Annotated in this window: 15 protein-coding genes; 9 read left to right on the forward strand and 6 right to left on the reverse strand. The window is 57.8% G+C overall.

The window, feature by feature from the left end; translation table 11 throughout:
• Positions 1–25: 25 nt before the first annotated feature.
• The 3 genes from ACQUQU_RS08310 to ACQUQU_RS08320 are packed head-to-tail and all read right to left on the reverse strand — an operon-like array spanning position 26 to position 1,353.
• The gene (locus ACQUQU_RS08310) at positions 26–217 is read right to left on the reverse strand and encodes a DUF1289 domain-containing protein (RefSeq protein WP_430462777.1); all 192 of its coding nucleotides are present in this window, start codon (positions 215–217) and stop codon (positions 26–28) included.
• Positions 214–738 carry a gamma carbonic anhydrase family protein gene (locus ACQUQU_RS08315; protein WP_430462778.1) on the reverse strand — a complete coding sequence of 175 codons (525 nt, stop codon included), beginning with the start codon at positions 736–738 and terminating at the stop codon, positions 214–216. The genes ACQUQU_RS08310 and ACQUQU_RS08315 overlap by 4 nt, the downstream gene beginning before the upstream one ends.
• Positions 739–747: 9 nt before the next feature.
• On the reverse strand, positions 748–1,353 hold the full coding sequence (locus tag ACQUQU_RS08320; RefSeq protein ID WP_430462779.1) for a CoA pyrophosphatase: 606 nt from the start codon (positions 1,351–1,353) through the stop codon (positions 748–750).
• Between the two features lie 309 nt (positions 1,354–1,662).
• Here ACQUQU_RS08320 and ACQUQU_RS08325 point away from each other — a divergent pair, with 309 nt between their 5' ends.
• Both ACQUQU_RS08325 and ACQUQU_RS08330 read left to right on the forward strand, forming a co-directional pair.
• Positions 1,663–1,992, forward strand: coding sequence for a DUF3135 domain-containing protein (locus ACQUQU_RS08325; RefSeq protein WP_430462780.1), 330 nt, complete (start codon positions 1,663–1,665; stop codon positions 1,990–1,992).
• Between the two features lie 42 nt (positions 1,993–2,034).
• Positions 2,035–2,589 carry an NUDIX hydrolase gene (locus ACQUQU_RS08330; protein WP_430462781.1) on the forward strand — a complete coding sequence of 185 codons (555 nt, stop codon included), beginning with the start codon at positions 2,035–2,037 and terminating at the stop codon, positions 2,587–2,589.
• Positions 2,590–2,618: 29 nt separating this feature from the next.
• Here ACQUQU_RS08330 and ACQUQU_RS08335 read toward each other — a convergent pair whose 3' ends face one another.
• Positions 2,619–2,930: an NGG1p interacting factor NIF3 gene (locus ACQUQU_RS08335; protein ID WP_430462782.1), complete on the reverse strand. Its 312-nt coding sequence runs from the start codon at positions 2,928–2,930 to the stop codon at positions 2,619–2,621.
• 97 nt (positions 2,931–3,027) lie between these two features.
• Here ACQUQU_RS08335 and ACQUQU_RS08340 point away from each other — a divergent pair, with 97 nt between their 5' ends.
• Complete coding sequence (locus ACQUQU_RS08340) at positions 3,028–4,635, forward strand: methyl-accepting chemotaxis protein (RefSeq protein ID WP_430462783.1); 1,608 nt, start codon at positions 3,028–3,030, stop codon at positions 4,633–4,635.
• Positions 4,636–4,868: 233 nt separating this feature from the next.
• Here ACQUQU_RS08340 and ACQUQU_RS08345 read toward each other — a convergent pair whose 3' ends face one another.
• Together ACQUQU_RS08345 and ACQUQU_RS08350 are read right to left on the reverse strand one after the other, a co-directional pair.
• The gene (locus ACQUQU_RS08345) at positions 4,869–5,138 is read right to left on the reverse strand and encodes a YkgJ family cysteine cluster protein (protein WP_430462784.1); all 270 of its coding nucleotides are present in this window, start codon (positions 5,136–5,138) and stop codon (positions 4,869–4,871) included.
• A 25-nt stretch (positions 5,139–5,163) separates the two neighbouring features.
• The gene (locus ACQUQU_RS08350) at positions 5,164–5,559 is read right to left on the reverse strand and encodes a hypothetical protein (protein WP_430462785.1); all 396 of its coding nucleotides are present in this window, start codon (positions 5,557–5,559) and stop codon (positions 5,164–5,166) included.
• 150 nt (positions 5,560–5,709) lie between these two features.
• Between ACQUQU_RS08350 and ACQUQU_RS08355 the strand changes: the two genes are divergently transcribed.
• From ACQUQU_RS08355 to ACQUQU_RS08380, 6 genes are all read left to right on the forward strand, one after another.
• On the forward strand, positions 5,710–6,270 hold the full coding sequence (locus ACQUQU_RS08355) for a hypothetical protein (protein ID WP_430462786.1): 561 nt from the start codon (positions 5,710–5,712) through the stop codon (positions 6,268–6,270).
• Between the two features lie 8 nt (positions 6,271–6,278).
• Positions 6,279–6,431 carry a cell developmental protein SirA gene (locus ACQUQU_RS08360; protein WP_430462787.1) on the forward strand — a complete coding sequence of 51 codons (153 nt, stop codon included), beginning with the start codon at positions 6,279–6,281 and terminating at the stop codon, positions 6,429–6,431.
• Positions 6,432–7,100 (forward strand): TIGR01621 family pseudouridine synthase, encoded by a 669-nt coding sequence (locus ACQUQU_RS08365; protein ID WP_430462788.1) that lies wholly within the window; start codon positions 6,432–6,434, stop codon positions 7,098–7,100.
• 285 nt (positions 7,101–7,385) lie between these two features.
• On the forward strand, positions 7,386–8,450 hold the full coding sequence (locus ACQUQU_RS08370; protein WP_430462789.1) for an efflux RND transporter periplasmic adaptor subunit: 1,065 nt from the start codon (positions 7,386–7,388) through the stop codon (positions 8,448–8,450).
• Between the two features lies 1 nt (position 8,451).
• Complete coding sequence (locus ACQUQU_RS08375) at positions 8,452–11,637, forward strand: efflux RND transporter permease subunit (RefSeq protein ID WP_430462790.1); 3,186 nt, start codon at positions 8,452–8,454, stop codon at positions 11,635–11,637.
• Positions 11,638–11,795: 158 nt separating this feature from the next.
• On the forward strand, positions 11,796–13,385 hold the full coding sequence (locus ACQUQU_RS08380; protein WP_430462791.1) for an ATP-binding protein: 1,590 nt from the start codon (positions 11,796–11,798) through the stop codon (positions 13,383–13,385).
• Positions 13,386–13,397 lie beyond the last annotated feature (12 nt).

Genomic DNA, 13,397 nt, shown 5'->3' on the forward strand with positions numbered 1-13,397 from the left:
TTATCCGTTTAGAGGTTCGGCCCACTCAGGGCACAGGAATAAAGTTGGCGGCGCTCTGTTCGCGCTCGGCGACCTTCTTCATCACATCGCGTTTTTCATCGTCCGACAGGCTGCCCCAGACGGTAATTTCCTGTCCGGTGCGGTAACAGCCCACGCACAGATCGTTTTCGTCCAGCGCACAAATGCTGACACACGGAGAACGTACCGGCTGACTCACAGGCTGACCTCTTCTAGTTCTGAGCAATAACGACGCGCATTCTGCACGTAATGCGCAGCGCTGGCTTCCAGAATACGGCACTGCGCTTCGCTCAGCTGACGTTTGATCACCGCCGGCGAACCGACCACCAGCGAGCCATCGGGAATCTCCATGCCTTCAGGAATCAGCGCGTTGGCGCCGATGATGCAGTGCTTGCCGATGCGCGCCTTATTCAGCACCACAGCGTTGATGCCAATCAGCGAATAATCGCCGACGGTGCAGCCGTGCAGCATGGCGTTGTGACCCACAGTCACCCCTTTGCCCAGTGTCAGTGGAATTCCGGAATCGGTGTGCAACACGGCGTTGTCCTGCACATTACTGGCTTCGCCGATCGTAATCAGATGGTTATCGCCGCGGATCACCACGCCAAACCAGACGCTGCTGTCGTTGTGCAATTCAACGCTGCCGATAATACGGGCGCCGTCGGCAACAAAGACGTTATCGCCGCGCACGGGAATTCGGTCACCGAGCTTATAAAACATGGGCGTCTCCTACACGCGGAACGGGATTTCGGCATCCCAGAAGTGATTCATCATTTCGGCAATCATCATCGCCGTCAGGCCCCAGATATGGAACCCTTCGTAGTCGTAACTGGGAATGCGCACACTGCCGCGCTGAAAATACGAACTGGGCTCGTTACGGAACAGCTCGAGCGGCACGGTAAACACGGCGTCCAGTTCCGATGGATTGGCGACGAAGCGGACATCGGCCGGGATCACCGCCAGCACAGGCGTCACCAGATAGCCAAAGCGCGACACCACCTGATCCAGCTCACCCAGCACCCGAACGGATTCGGGCGCCAGCGCCACTTCTTCCTGTGCTTCGCGCAATGCCGTGACCACGATGGAGCCGTCTTCCGGATCGCGCTTACCACCGGGAAACGCCACTTCCCCCTTGTGCGATGACAGGTTATCGGAGCGGCGCGTCAGCAACAGACGCGGCTGCGCTTCTTCGGTGATGGCGACCAGAACGCCCGCCTCGGCCAGACTTGGCTGATCAACGCGGCGTGGCTTGTGATGCTGCAGTCGCTGCTGCAGATAGGAATAAACCGGATGTGTCATGGCGCCATTGTACTGCCGGGGGCGCCGGCGCGCCATGCGGTGGCTGTCCTGCTCAGATGAGCTCTGGATGAGTGGCCACCCCTCCGGCTGGCCACGCCCTCTTATACTTTTTTCTTATAAGAAACACTTCATTGCCCAATGGCGCACAATCCGCTGGCGACGACGTTTACTTAACACACTGTTTTTAAACCAGTTTTTCCCGGAGCCTGACTTTCCTTCACCTAATTTTCTCTTTCAATTCAGTAAGTTACGAAACCTGACAAAGCTGACGGGGTGGATTCGTCACACAACTGTCATGCGGTAGACTATTTCCCAAGAATTGCAAACAGCCCACAGGAATTCCGTATGGAACTACCAAGCTTTGAAGAACTGCGCCGCCTGGCCGAAGAAGATCCGCAGGCGCTGGAAGCCCTTCGTCAGCAGCATGTGGATGCCATGATCACCGCCGCACCGGAAGACCTGCAGCGCCGCCTGCGCGGCCTGCAGTTCCGCATCGACGCCGAACGCAACCGCGCCAGTAATCCGCTGTCGGCCTGCCTGCGTATTTCACGCATGATGCACGAGCACCTGCATCAGTTGCTCGATGCCGTGCACGAATCCTACGAGCCAACCGCCACCCCAACCGTGGTGCAGAGCGCCAGCATTATCCCCTTCCCCTTACTGGCCAATTCCTGATTTGGGTATACTCCGGGGCAAACGGACCCCGGATACTCCCGCATGAAATATTGCAGTCACTGCGCCACGGAACTTGAATACCGCATTCCTGAAGGCGACAACCGCGAACGTCACATCTGCCCCGCCTGCCATCGTATTTTTTATCTGAACCCACGCATTGTGGCCGGCACCATTCCAGTCTTTGGCGATAAGGTACTGCTCTGCCGCCGCGCCATTGAACCGCGCTACGGTTTCTGGACATTGCCCGGTGGTTTTATGGAAAACGGAGAAAGTACCGAAGACGCCGCCATCCGAGAAACCTGGGAAGAAGCCAATGCCCGCGTCACGCTGACCTCGCTGTTCAGCATGATCACAGTGCCGCGCATTGATCAGGTGCACATCTTTTTTCTGGCACAGATGTCAGCGGCCGAATTCGGCGCTGGTGAAGAAAGCCTTGAAGTCGCGCTGTTTGATGAAGGCGACATTCCCTGGCAGGAGCTCGCTTTCCCGACCGTCAGCCAGACGCTGAAACGCTATTTCGCTGACCGTAAACAGACGCCGGGCAACAGCCCGACCCATGTGTTCGATATTCGTCTGCCGTTTGAAAAAGCCTTCTGAATAAAACATAAAGCGGCTGATAAGCCGCTTCAGAAATCCTCCAGCCGCCACACGTCGTACGCCGGCTCTTCGTAGGGATGCGCTTTTTTCATGGCCGCAACCGCCGCGCGGATGTCGTCATCGGCGCATACCATCTCCACCCGGTATTCCTCCACCCTTTCGATAACGCCCGTCTGGCCGATAAAAGGATCAGCGCCTTCTGCCGGACGGAATTGTCCCTGCCCCAGCACCTGCCAGCAGCATTCGCTGTAGTCACCGATACGGCCGGCACCGGCAGCAAACACCGCTGTTTTCACCGCCTCGGCATACTCCGGCGGCACGAAAAATACGAGCTTGTACATGGTTTGATAAACCTCTCAGCAAAATGGCGTACGACCATGAATGGTCTAATCTTTTCAGAAACGTGCAACCAGCGTCAGGACCCAAAAAGGATAATTCATGAACTCAGGCCTCTCTATCCAGCAGAAAGTGTACATAGCGCTGGGCTCGATTTTCCTGCTGGTGCTGATTGTGGTGATCAGTGTGGCCATCTCATCAGAACAGAAAATGAGCAACGACATGGTGCACAGTCAGCTGCGCGATAAAGCGTCTGGCTACCTCGACACCATGAACATGCTGATGATTTCCGGCGCCATCGGCAACCGCGAACTGGTTCGCACCAAAATTCTGTCCGACAAAAACATCGTCGAAGCCCGCATGATCCGCAGCCCTAAAATCGATGCGCTGTACGGTAAAGGTCTGGATCACGAATACCCGATGGACGAACTCGACCGCCGGGCGCTGGCGGGCGAGGAAATTCTGCAATCGAACGACGACCAGCAAGGCCATATCATGACCTATCTGGTGCCCGTCAAAGCCCATGAAAATTATCGCGGCACCAACTGTCTGGGTTGCCACCAGGCGAAAGAAGGCGACGTGCTGGGCGCCATCCGCATCAGTTACTCCCTCGACGAGCTCGATGGCCACATCACCAACAACATGCTGCGCATGGGCCTGATTCAGGCTGGCATGTTCGTCGCGGCGCTGATTCTGCTGTCGCTGCTGTTGCGCCGGGTGATTATTTCTCCGGTCCGCCGCATGCACAAAACCCTGGATAAAATGGAGCGCGACTCTGACCTAACCCAACAGGTTAAAGTGGAAAGCGGTGATGAAATTGGCCGTACCGGTCTGGCCCTGAACCGCATGATCGAGCGCTTCTCGGATTCCCTGCGACTGGTGGTCGATGCCTCCGGCGAACTGGAAAAATCCGCCAGTCATATCGACGATTCCTCGCGCCAGTCACTGACCGCGGCCAAAGCCCAGAAAGACGAGATCAACAGTATTCACCGCGCCATCGAAGAATTGCACGAAAGCATTCAGCTGGTGATGTCCAATGCCCAGCAAAGCAGTGAAGCGTCGGAAGAAGCGCGGGATGCCGCACGGTTGGGCGTCAGCCGCACCGACGATGCCAGCAACAGCATCCGCGCCATGAACACCGCCGTGCAGTCCACCGCCGAGGTCATCAGCTCGCTGGATGAACGCAGCAATAATGTCGGTGGTGTACTGGGCGTGATCAAAGGCATTGCTGAGCAGACCAACCTGCTGGCCCTTAACGCCGCCATCGAAGCGGCCCGCGCCGGCGAATCCGGACGAGGCTTCGCCGTGGTGGCCGACGAAGTGCGCACCCTGTCCCAGCGCACCCACGAATCGACGCAGGAAATCGAAAAGATGATCGAGCAACTGCAATCAGAAGCCCGCCGCGCCGTCGACTCCATGACCCACGCGCAGAACATCGCCGAAGAAGGCATGAACCGGGTCAACGAAGCGGCCGACGCTCTGCACACCATGAATCAGCAGGTCGAGCGCATGTCGGGTCTGAACGACGAAACCCTGAGCCGCATGAACGAACAGGTCGCGGTTGGCCGCAAGGTATCACAGGGTATCGCCAGCATCAGCGAGCATTCCTACAACACGTCACTGAGTGCCGAAAAAACCGCCGACATTTCCCATAAGCTGGTGAACCTGTCCCACCATCTGGGCACGCTGGTGAAGAAATTCCGCCTCTGACGGACATTGGAAACACTGCACTTTCATCAGTAACGAGTGCAGCATTCTAAAAACAAAAACGGGCGCGGCATTAACACCGCGCCCGTTTCATTTGAGGGGGCCTGCCGGTCAGGGACCGGCCCCCTAATTCCTCAGGTATTCCATCACGAAGCAGTGCGGCATTTATTGGCGGGAAGATGGAAACAAGCGGATGGAAAGGGATAAACAGAAACGATCCGCTGAATATCAGGTGGTTATTTAACGCGGGCAATAATGCCGGTGAGGTTTTCCAGATCCGTCAGGGTGTTTAAGGCGTACTGGCGATCATCGCCACACACGGAATGCTCGGCGGTAAATTCGGCGCACACTTTCGGGCGGTCTGCCCGGCCAAAGATCGTGCACAGAAAATCGTCGGTCAGATTAATGCAACGGACCCCGGCGGGTTTGCCATCCGGCATGCCGGGAATGGGGGAAGTAATAGAAGGCGCGATGCAGCACGCACCGCAGCCCAGTCGGCAATCCAATGGTCAGTCCATCCGCAGAAAATGGTCAGTAGCGGTAACGGGTGGCTTTTTCCCGTTTGTCTTTTTCGATCAGACGCCACAGGGTCATGTTAAACCGGGTGCCGTACTGACGCAGTCTGAACAGTTTTTCCGGGTCATCTTCCACATTGGCAAAAGTCTGCCAGCGGCGGTTCATGGCCCGGATCCGGTAGGTTTTGCGTACTTCGCCGGCCTGCCGCTCGTCCAGTCCGGGCAATTCTACCGTATCCGCCAGTTCAATGCCGACAAACTCAAGCTGGCCGGTTGAGTAGGCGCTTTTCGCATCTTCTACCGGATACGCCAGAAGATTCCCCGATTCAGCCAGCACCAGCGCTGGCACCAGGCCAGAGACCATCATCGCAGCGATGCTTTTCAGCACTTGCCTGCGTTTAAAACCTGTCATGCCCTTGTCCTGTTTCTTGATTCCGTTTTCAGTATAGAAGCCCGTAGCAAGACTGGCGGAACATAGGGTTTCCGGGGCCAGAGCTTGTCATCCCGTATGGGCTGGTTTAGCCTTGCGCGCTGATTGACCGGATGTATAAGGACAGATTGGATGCGCCGTTTTAAGATCAGCAGAATTCCGGCACACGCAGCCCTGACGGGCCTGCTGTTCAGTGCCATCGCCACGGGTGAGCCGAGTAATTTCCGCGTAGGTGTGGGCCTGTTTCAGGCCGACATGCAGAACGCCCCGGCTTATCTGCCCGACGGCTCGCAGAATGGCATCAGCCTGTTTGGCGAGTTTCCGCAAAGCGCGCATGCTGCATCACGCTTTATGCTCTATCGCATCAATGGTGAAGACGGCGTCAAACTCAGTGGTGGCGAAACTCAGCTGATGTGGGGTTTTAACCTCAACGACGAAGGTTTCCGCGCCTATACCGGTCCGGCCTGGCACTACGAAAATATCCGCGTGCCAGCCTCCTCGGGCGGCACCCGCTTCCGCACCTTTAATGGCTGGGGCTGGCAACTGGGCGTTGGTGCTCAGTTCAGAGCCGTAACCCTTGATCTGGCGGCGACGCTGCGTGACCCGCAGGATTACAACGACGAAAATGCCCGTGCAGGCCAGCCGGACGGAGACGTCTGGACCTACAGTCTGCTGACCAGCTACCGCTTCTGAGGCCCGTCATGACCACTCCGGTAGCCGTCCGTTATATGTCCCGCGCCGAAATCGAGCGCCTGATGTACAGCCTGAATGCCTCTCCCGACAATCAGGAAGCTCAGTTGTTTGAAGCTCTGGTGCGCCGCCTGCTTGAAATCATGGAGCAGGAAGCGCGCTGAGTGAGCGACCTGCCCCACATTCCTGTTGTTGCTGACCACCCTGACTGGCTTGCCGTGTACAAGCCAGAAGGGATTGGCATGCACAGCGAATCCGGCGAAGCCGGTCTGGTTGTGCTGGTTGCCGGTCAACAAGACAGACCACTGTGGCCGGTTCACCGTCTGGATAAAGTCACCTCGGGTTTATTGCTGCTGGCCAAAAACGCAGAAGCGGCCGCCCGCCTGTCAGCCCTGTTCGCCGAACACCGCATTGAAAAAGTCTATCTGGCACAAGCGCAGGGCAAGCCGCTGAAAAAGCAGGGCTGGATCAAGGGCGACATGGAAAAAAGCCGCAACGGCAGTTACAAGCTGGCGCGTAGCCAGAGCAATCCGGCCATCACCCGCTTTGTCAGCCACTTCGATGAGTGCGCTGGCAAGCGCCTCTACCTGCTGCGCCCGTTTACAGGAAAAACCCACCAGCTGCGCGTGGCACTCAAAAGTCTCGGCTGTCCGATCGAAGGCGACGAACGCTACGGTCAGGCGTCTGACCGTACCTACCTGCACGCGCTGGCATTGCGCTGGACGGACGACGACGGTGAACATCGCCTGATCGCGCCCCCCACCACGGGCGTCTGGGGCGACCTGCCCGATGAGTGGCAAGACCCGTGGGCACCTTTTCACACCGGCAGCTGACCAGCTGCAAACCTGCACCAGGCGCACAGCCCCGCAAATCCGGCCGGATACACGCACGTCATCAGCTGTCACGGCTGTGACATTCCTGTCATCTATACTCTGATCAGCCACACGGATTGCGGCGGTTCCTCTGCCAAACTCCGGTCCTGCGATCGCCGCCCACCCCGGAGACGGCTATTTCGTTGGTGGCCTTCCCTTGCAATCCCAATATTAGTATATTCTAATACAGTAATATTTGATCCGATTGACCCGGGCCGTCGTCGCCCCACCGAAGAGGAAGTTCGCATGTTCAGCCAGATACCCGGTTCCCGTCTGCACACCCTGCGCAAATCCCTGTCGCTCGCCCTGCTGTCGGCGGCATTGCCGCTGAGTCTGGCGCACGCCGGCGAAACAGAACGCTTAGAAGCGGTTCAGGTACCTGTGTACTTCGATCTGGAAGCCACACTGGAAGCGGTTAACGAAAGTACGGTATCGGCCCAGACCAGCGGCGCCATCAAAGCCGTGTATTTCGATGTGAACGATCAGGTCGAAGCCGGTGCCCTGCTGCTGGAAATTGTCGACACCCAGCAACAGGCAAGTCTGCAACAGGCGCGCGCCAACCTGGCGCAGGCCGAGGCCCTGAACGAAGACGCTCAGGTGCTGCTGGCGCGCAACGAACGCCTGTACAAACAAGGCACCCTGTCCAAGGGCGACATGGACAGCACCACTGCCCGCGCCAAAAGTACCGCCGCTGCGGTAAAAGCCGCCGACGCGGCTCTGCTGCAGGCTAAAGAACAGCTGGCGTACACCAAAGTCCGCGCCCCTTACTCCGGTATCGTCAAAGCCCGTCTGGTACAGATCGGCGAGCTGGTGAATCCGGGACAACCACTGATGACCGGCCTGTCGCTGGAGAAACTGCGCGCGGTGGCCGACGCCCCGCAACGCATTGCCAGCCAGTACCGCAACGCGGCTCAGGTTCAGGTGCAGCTGGACGATAAAAGCGTGGCGCCGGACAGCGTCGTGCTGTTCCCTTACGCCGACGCCACTCACCACAGCGTGCGCCTGCGGGCAAACCTGCCAGCCGGCACCACAGGTCAGGATGGCGCCCCGCTGTTTCCGGGTCAGTGGACCAAAATCCGTCTGCAAACCGGCGAGCGCAGTGCGCTGCTGGTACCGGCTGCGGCCGTTCTGCGCCGCTCGGAACTGACCTCTGTGTACGTGATGGACGACGGTCAGGCCGAGCTGCGTCAGGTGCGCACCGGCAACGCCGTGGGTGACCGTATTGAAGTTCTGTCAGGTCTGAAAGCCGGCGACACCATCGCCACCGACGCACTGAGCCAACTGGCCGCTGTCAGCCAACAAGGGGAATAACATGTCGCTGGGCATTTCCGGAAAAATCGCCGGGGCGTTTCAGAACTCGGCCATCACACCTCTGCTGGCGTTAGTCGGCCTGCTGCTGGGCTTCTTCGCCATCATGGTCACGCCGAAAGAGGAGGAACCTCAGATCGACGTCACCTTTGCCAACGTCTTCATCGGCTTTCCCGGCGCCAGTGCGCGCGAGGTTGAACAGCTGGTTGCCATTCCGGCCGAGCAGGTGCTGTCGGAGATCAAAGGCGTGGACGATATTTTCTCCATCAGCCAGCCCGGACAGGCGGTGCTGACTGTCGCCTTTGAGGTGGGCATTCCGCGCGAGGAAGCCATCCTCAACCTGTACAACCAAGTCTACAGCAACAAAGACTGGTTCCCGGCCAATCTGGGCGTAACAGAACCCGTTATTAAGCCCATGGGCATCGACGATGTGCCGATCATGGCCATTACCCTGTCTGCGCAGAACGAAAACGTGACCGCTGCGCAGCTGACTCAGGTTGCCCACGCACTGGAAGTAGAGCTGAAGCGCATTCCCGGCACCCGCGACATCTACACCATCGGTGGCCACCATCAGGTGGTTGAAGTGGAACTGGATCCGGCACGCATGAACGGTCACGGCCTGGCCTTCGATGATGTCCGCAACGCCCTGCTCAGTGCCAACGCCGGCGGCTACCGCCAGCCGCTGGTGCAGAACAATCAGGTGATTCAGATTCAGGCCGGTAACTTCCTGCAGAATCTGGGCGAAGTTAGCCAGCTGATCGTTGGCAAAAGCAAAAACGGTCTGGTCTATCTGAGTGATATCGCTGAGCTGCGCCAGCAACCCGATACTCCGGAGCAAGCGGTCTTCACCCGTAAACTGGGCGACAGCCACACAGCGCCGGCGGTGACACTGGCCATTGCCAAACAACCGGGCATGAACGCCATCGACATTACTCAGGCCATCGGCGAGCGTCTGGAAAAACTGCATAACCGACTGATTCCGGACGGCGTATCCGCCGACATCACCCGCGACTACGGCATTACCGCCAAAGACAAGTCCGACAAGCTGATCGGCAAGCTGCTGTTCGCCACCGCAGCTGTGGTGGTACTGGTGCTGGCGACCATGAGCTGGCGCGAAGCCATCATCGTCGGTGGTGCTATTTTCATCACGCTGGCCATTACCCTGTTCGCCAGCTGGGCCTGGGGATTTACCCTCAACCGCGTATCGCTGTTCGCCCTGATTTTCTCCATCGGCATTCTGGTTGACGACGCCATTGTGGTGGTGGAAAACATCCACCGGCACATGCACATGGGCGGCAAAAAGCTGCTGGACGTGATTCCGGCGGCGGTCGACGAGGTCGGCGGCCCGACCATTCTGGCGACCTTCACCGTGATCGCGGCGCTGATGCCAATGGCCTTCGTAACCGGCCTGATGGGCCCTTACATGAGCCCGATTCCGATCAACGCCTCCACCGGCATGCTGATCTCGCTGGCGGTCGCTTTTGTGGTAACGCCATGGCTGTCGTACAAGCTGCTCAATCACCATGCGCCGGATGCCGCTCACGCCTGTGACGAAGCCGACCCGAAATCCGGCAAGCTGTATGACCTGTTCAACCGCGTGATGCGTCCCTTCATTGACGGTGCCCAGGCCGGTAAAAAACGCGTGCTGCTGTTCGCCGGTGTGACTGGTCTGGTGGTCCTGTCGGTGGCCCTGCCGGCACTGGAACTGGTTGTGCTGAAAATGCTGCCGTTCGACAACAAGTCGGAGTTTCAGGTGGTGGTGGATATGCCGGAAGGCACGCCGGTGGAAGATACCCTGCGCGTACTGGAAGAACTGTCCGACGAACTGATGAAGGTACCGGAAATCAAGGATGTGCAGCTCTACGCCGGCACCGCCGCGCCGATCAACTTCAACGGTCTGGTGCGCCAGTATTACCTGCGCGGTGAAGCCAATCAGGGCGACATTCAGGTGAATCTGGTCGACAAACACCAACGTGACCGCCAGAGCCACGACATCGCCCTGTCGGTACGCGAACCGCTGCAGACCATTGGCCGCGCGCTGAACGCCAACGTCAAAGTCATCGAAGTGCCGCCGGGCCCACCGGTCATGGCGCCGATTGTGGCCGAAGTGTATGGCCCGGATTACGAGCGCCAGATCGCCGCCGCCAAGCAACTGCGGGCGCTGTTTGAGAAAACCCCCGACATTGTCGACGTTGACGATTACGTGGAAGCCGATCAGGAAAAATGGCTGCTCGATATCGACCGCCAGCGCGCCTCCATGCTGGGCGTCGCCCAAAGCAGCATTGTACAGGCCATCAATACCGCTCTGGGTGGTGAAGATGTGAGCTACCTGCACACAGAGCACAACAAATACCCGCTGCCGATCCGTCTGGAACTGGCGGAAGGCAACAAGGTCGATCTGAACCAGCTGCTGGTGATGAAAGTGCGTGCCGCCGATGGCAAGTTCATCGCACTGGCCGATCTGGTGCGGGTACGCAAAGGCATTGCCGAGAAATCCATTTACCACAAAAACCTGCAGCCTGTGGTGTTCGTCACCGCGGATATGGCCGGCGACCTCGACAGCCCGCTGTACGGCCTGTTCAGCATCGCCTTCGGCATGCCGGATCAGGGCCTGAACTGGGAGCAATGGTTCATTCAGCAGCCAGCACTGGCCGATGACATCAGCATGAAATGGGACGGCGAGTGGCAGATCACCTACGAAACCTTCCGCGACATGGGCATCGCCTATGGCGTGGGCATGATCCTGATTTATCTGCTGGTTGTTGGTCAGTTCCGCTCGTATCTGGTCCCCCTGATCATCATGGCGCCGATTCCGCTGACCGTGATCGGGGTTATGCCGGGCCATGCGCTGTTTGGCGCGCAGTTCACCGCCACCTCGATGATCGGCATGATCGCGCTGGCGGGGATCATCGTGCGTAACTCGATTCTGCTGGTCGACTTTATCAATCAGCTGACCGCCGAAGGCATGCGCTTTGCCGATGCCGTGATTGTGTCGGCGGCGGTGCGTGCCCGCCCGATTGCCCTGACCGCCGTGGCGGCCATGATCGGCGCCTTCTTTATTCTCGACGACCCGATCTTCAATGGTCTGGCGATCTCGCTGATCTTCGGCATTCTGGTGTCTACCCTGCTGACACTGGTGATCATCCCGCTGCTGTACTTTGCCGCCTTCCGCAAACAACACGCCGCCTGATTATTCAGGCCGGCAAGAGTCCACCCTTTGGCCCGCGTAAGCGGGCCTTTTTTTACCCTGCCCTTTTACCTGCCGACGGGCATTACGTAACAGCATGTGTCTGCTAGACTGAAAACCGTTACCTCTGTCTGTATTACAGGAACACAACCGGAACGACTATGGATCAGACCAACGACACAGCTGAAACCCTGACACCACAGACCGTCCGGCACTCCATTCTCTGGCGGGTTATTTTTTACTTCGCCACTGCGTCCATCGCCCTGTCCATCGTCGTATCCGCCGCTCTGGTGGTGTGGAACTACGAGCAGCAGACAGAGGCCTTCCGCGAACGTCTGGAAGATATCCGCGTCGGCTATTCCGAATCCTTAGGCTCCAGCCTGTGGTTTTACGACGAAATTCAGATTCAGAGTCAGGTGAAAGGCATCATGAACCTTGAGGCCATCAGCTACGTGCGGGTGACCGATAACCTGAACATCAATATTGAAGTGGGCACCCGCCCCCATCACTCCGACATCGAAACCCTGCCGATTGAATTCAACGGCAAACCCATTGGCGTACTGGAAATTGCCTTCGACCGCGACGCAGTGATCGCCAAGGCCTCGCGTGCGGCCATCTCGACCATGATTGCCCAGCTGGTCAGTTTGTTGCTGTTGGCCAGTATGCTTGGTGTGGTGGTACACACTCTGATTAACCGCCGTATTTCGGAAATGGCCGCGCAGGTGAACGACCGTCTGAGCAGCAACCAGTACTCGCCGCTGGCGATCAGTACCGGTAAAGACAAAGACGAAATTGATCTGCTGATTCAGGCGTTCAACGCCCTGAGCGAGCAGATGATTGATCAGCTGGAACAGAAAACCCAGGCTCAGCAGCAACTGAAAACCATCAACCTTGAACTGGAAGACCGGGTTAAGGAACGCACGCATAATCTGCAGAAAACCGTGGATGAATTAAACCAGACGCTGGCCGAACTGCACGCCACCCAGGGCAAACTGATTGAGGCCGAAAAACTGTCGTCGCTGGGCGGCATGGTGGCTGGTATCGCCCACGAAATTAACACCCCGCTCGGCCTGTGCATCACCATCCACTCGTACATCAACGACAATTATCAGGTGATGAAACGTGCCTTCGACGGCGGCGGCATGCGCAAGCAGGATTTCGTTGACTTCATGGGCATGATGGACGAAAGCCTCGGCATTCTGGATAAAAACCTGCAGCGGGCGGCGCATCTGATCAAGAGCTTTAAACAGGTATCCGAAGACCAGACCGGCGAGCACATCCGCCGCTTTTCGCTGCACGATTATCTGCACGAAATCATGGAAACCCTGTCACCGAAATTCAAACAGACGCAGCACAAGGTCGAGATCGACTGCTCCGAAAATCTGTGGATGGAAACCTTCGCCGGCTCCATCAGTCAGGTGGTCACCAATCTGGTGATGAACTCGCTGGTGCACGCCTTCGAGCACACCAAAGAAGGCTTAATCCGTATTCAGGCGGCCGAAGAAAAAGGCAATATTGTTATCCGCTATACGGATAACGGCTGTGGTTTAAGCGCCGAAGCCAAGCACAAAATCTTTGAGCCCTTCTACACCACCAAGCGCGGTCAGGGCGGCACCGGGCTTGGCATGCATCTGGTGTACAACATTGTGCATCAGCGTCTGAAAGGGGAAATTCAGGTAGAAGAAGCGGATCAGGGCGCCGCCTTCCGCATGGTGATCCCGAAAATTACCGAAGAAAGCAATGTCCAATAAACCAGCCCAATA

The sequence above is a fragment of the Thalassolituus sp. LLYu03 genome (assembly GCF_050507655.1).
GTDB lineage: Bacteria > Pseudomonadota > Gammaproteobacteria > Pseudomonadales > Oceanobacteraceae > Venatoribacter.

Bases quoted from the DNA above. Each gene is read 5' to 3' on its own strand.
- ACQUQU_RS08360 (WP_430462787.1), top strand. From the start codon at position 6,279: ATGACCACTCCGGTAGCCGTCCGTTATATGTCCCGCGCCGAAATCGAG.
- ACQUQU_RS08330 (WP_430462781.1), top strand. From the start codon at position 2,035: ATGAAATATTGCAGTCACTGCGCCACGGAACTTGAATACCGCATTCCT.
- ACQUQU_RS08320 (WP_430462779.1), bottom strand. From the start codon at position 1,353: ATGGCGCGCCGGCGCCCCCGGCAGTACAATGGCGCCATGACACATCCG.
- ACQUQU_RS08375 (WP_430462790.1), top strand. From the start codon at position 8,452: ATGTCGCTGGGCATTTCCGGAAAAATCGCCGGGGCGTTTCAGAACTCG.
- ACQUQU_RS08350 (WP_430462785.1), bottom strand. From the start codon at position 5,559: ATGACAGGTTTTAAACGCAGGCAAGTGCTGAAAAGCATCGCTGCGATG.
- ACQUQU_RS08355 (WP_430462786.1), top strand. From the start codon at position 5,710: ATGCGCCGTTTTAAGATCAGCAGAATTCCGGCACACGCAGCCCTGACG.
- ACQUQU_RS08380 (WP_430462791.1), top strand. From the start codon at position 11,796: ATGGATCAGACCAACGACACAGCTGAAACCCTGACACCACAGACCGTC.
- ACQUQU_RS08340 (WP_430462783.1), top strand. From the start codon at position 3,028: ATGAACTCAGGCCTCTCTATCCAGCAGAAAGTGTACATAGCGCTGGGC.
- ACQUQU_RS08325 (WP_430462780.1), top strand. From the start codon at position 1,663: ATGGAACTACCAAGCTTTGAAGAACTGCGCCGCCTGGCCGAAGAAGAT.
- ACQUQU_RS08335 (WP_430462782.1), bottom strand. From the start codon at position 2,930: ATGTACAAGCTCGTATTTTTCGTGCCGCCGGAGTATGCCGAGGCGGTG.
- ACQUQU_RS08370 (WP_430462789.1), top strand. From the start codon at position 7,386: ATGTTCAGCCAGATACCCGGTTCCCGTCTGCACACCCTGCGCAAATCC.
- ACQUQU_RS08315 (WP_430462778.1), bottom strand. From the start codon at position 738: ATGTTTTATAAGCTCGGTGACCGAATTCCCGTGCGCGGCGATAACGTC.